The organism is Paenibacillus ottowii (assembly GCF_050516475.1).
GTDB lineage: Bacteria > Bacillota > Bacilli > Paenibacillales > Paenibacillaceae > Paenibacillus > Paenibacillus ottowii.
Genome location: NZ_CP191577.1, coordinates 5518681 through 5521656 on the forward strand (window position 1 = coordinate 5518681; position 2976 = coordinate 5521656).

Consider the following 2976-nt stretch of genomic DNA (forward strand, 5'->3'; position numbering starts at 1 on the left):
GTTGTTTGATCTTTGCAATGATTCTTATCAGAAACCATATAGTAAATTAGTTACACAGGAAATTTTTAATATTATTATTATCATTCATTATGTATTAAAATTAGAGTTGTGGCTTGGCTCTGCTAACACGTTGCTCATAGGAGATATGGTAGAGCCGCAGACACGTCGTATGCAGGAACGTGCTGCGGCTGGCTGGTGAACTTCCGATAGTGCGGGTGTTGAATGATTTCCAGTTGCTACCGATTTTACATATTTTTTGCATGAGAGAATTTGTACCACCTCCCACCGACCATCTATGACTGTACGCCACTGTCCCTAGGACTGCTATGTGCCGGAGCGGACATTACAAACGTCCTTCTCGGTGCATGCCACTGTTGCCAATGACCTGCCTAGGAATTGGTTAGCAAGTTACTACCGGATTTTGTAAAAACAGCCCTCCTCATATAAAAAGTATTCGTTCACTTCCGATAAGCGTCGTAATTTTCTATCTTTCATCATATTCTAGATCCCTCTGAAAAAATCTTCCGAGTTTGCTAGGCACTGATACATAACTCTTTTCCAATAATTGGGGAAGTCATTCAAATCTATAATAGGTTTCAGATTTGCTTCAATAAATTCTGACTGTAGCTGCTGAAACGTTGCGGTTGAACTATATTTCCTTATAACTTTTACGAAAGAGTTTCTTTGAGTAATCACTTCACTCAAGTGCTTCCCTGCCTCCAAACGATACCTGTTAGCAATATTTAATAGCTTGAAATGATGAAGAGCTCTGTGTTTGTCTTCCTGCCTCCAGTTCGCCGGGCATTCAACATAAAAACTGATAGCACCCGGAGTTCCGGAAACGAAATTTGCATATACCCATTGCTCACGAAAAAAAATGTCCTTGTCGATATAGGGATGAATCGCTTGGTGTACCTCATATACTGCGAAAACTTGACCTTTCTCTCCCATATTGCAGTCGCGGCACGATGGAACTAAATTAATAGGCATCACCGAAAATTCAGGATAATGTGCAATAGGAAGAAAATGATCTATATTTTTTGTCTGTCCTATATCACCACAAAATGGACATTTTTCACCTGATGAAACAAGCATGTCATCGTAATATGTTCTAGCGGGTTTGTTTTTATCTCGGAGATTATTTTCATAAAGCTTTTCTAATTTAACCTTTGTCAGGTTACCAACTACTAAGGTTGTAGGCTCAAGAGGGTGTGTCCTGTCGTAGGTAAATAACTGACCTGTCGAGCTTAATATTCTATATTGTTGTTCTTTCTGCAAAAAAGTGGGGAAGTGAGTAATGAAATTATTTCTAACATTTATCTGCATCATACCTTCCGAGCATTTATTAAGCATTTCGCTATAAGTTCTCGCTGGAAGAGGTAGTTTTTTCATTGTACTTTACCTTCATCTCTGTTCATTATCATCGCTTTTAAAACGGTTCGACCTTCTAATCCTATCTGACCATTATAATTTTTTAGAATGGTTTCATAAGAAAGCTCTGAATCAACGGACTGCGATAATAAGTGGTGGTATCCAGAATTTGTCACTTCAAGTAAAAACACCTCACGAGTTAAAACACCTAAGTTCTCACCGAATGTCTCAATATCCGGACGGATAATATTTATTGCTTCTCTTGACCGTAGGACTTTCCACATGCAGGATTTTGGAACCTCTTGCAGTACTACTGGGGAATGAGTTGCAATTATTGCTACACCATTGCGTGCATCGAGTAAGTCGCTTAATGTTCGTAAAAAAGCAGAGAGCAAAGGTGGATGCAGATGAACCTCTGGTTCATCGAATAAAACTAATGACTTTTCGCCAACGACATCTACTAATCTTGTGATAGTAAATAAAACAATTGCATGTCCAGAGCTCATTCGAAGCAGATATTTCTGGATATTGTCATAAAACAATTTAGTGAATTTATCATCGTCCACTTGAATCTGTGGTTCATTACGTCTTAACTCTTCATATTTAGAAATGAGGCTGATGAGTTCCATATTTGAAAAGTTTTCATCACTACTTAGTTTTTTGATAGCTTCAAGCCAGAGTTGTCTTTTTCTATCTACTCTCATACAACCAATAAATGCTGAAATGAATTCTAAGCGGAGATCGCCTAGTGATTTTAAACTATTGCTGGCAGCATTCTTGAGTCCAATATAAAAGTATTGTGTACCTTTTGCTGGGTCAGGTTGTTCTTTAGGAGGAGTAAAAGGATCAAATGCACTAAACGAAACTGAAACAAGCGATCGAAAATATCCCTTTGGGATTCTTGACTCGATAAGTCTATTATTTTCAGAGAAAAAATATTCATTGTTTTCTGGGTTGGTGATTGCACCAATCATTCCATTCAAAATTGTTGTTTTACCACACCCATTCCGCCCGATAAAAGCATGAATGTTCGTGCTGGGCATAGAATTAACCGTCACCTCAAAAGGTATAGTTAAATCACTGAATCCGGGAGCACTTTTTCTATTAAATGAAAAGTGGAAATCTGACAATTCTGGCAAACCATTTAACACACGTGCGAACTGTCCATGAATTTCTGAAAGAGTTACCCCTCTAAGTAATGAGGTGTTAAGGACGCTTTCATTTTCAATGTCGGCTAATCGATTTGGCCATACTACTAAATCCTGAATAGCTTTAAGAAGGTTATGTTTAAAACCATCGCTTAATTTGCTGAGATTAACATAGTAGTCAATGCTTTCACCTAAGGAAAAAAACATTTCAGGGAGTTGACTGAATTTTTTATCTATTAATGAATAAGTGCTTACTTCTTCTTTTTGACCTACAAAACCAATTTTAACATTTCCGATATCGCATTTTTCACCATGCTCATCAAAGACAGTAAGATAAAACATTGTAACAAAGGAATAGTCATTCCAACCATCTGCTCGTAGGAATGCCTTATTTTTTTCTACTGCAGGAATATACCCGCCTCTTTCAATAACACTAAACTCCAACATATAGTAACCC

Annotated in this window: 2 protein-coding genes; both read right to left on the bottom strand. The window is 37.6% G+C overall.

What is annotated here, in order from left to right:
• Positions 1-501: 501 nt before the first annotated feature.
• Entirely contained in the window at positions 502-1392 is an 891-nt protein-coding gene (locus ACQQ6X_RS25570; protein WP_430493517.1) for an HNH endonuclease, read from the bottom strand.
• The coding region (locus ACQQ6X_RS25575; protein WP_308414363.1) for an AAA family ATPase at positions 1389-2976 on the bottom strand (1588 nt) is incomplete at its 5' end. The genes ACQQ6X_RS25575 and ACQQ6X_RS25570, both read right to left, overlap by 4 nt.

What these genes read in the sequence shown, in the direction of transcription:
- ACQQ6X_RS25570 (WP_430493517.1), bottom strand. Translation starts at nt 1,392, where the DNA reads ATGAAAAAACTACCTCTTCCAGCGAGAACTTATAGCGAAATGCTTAAT.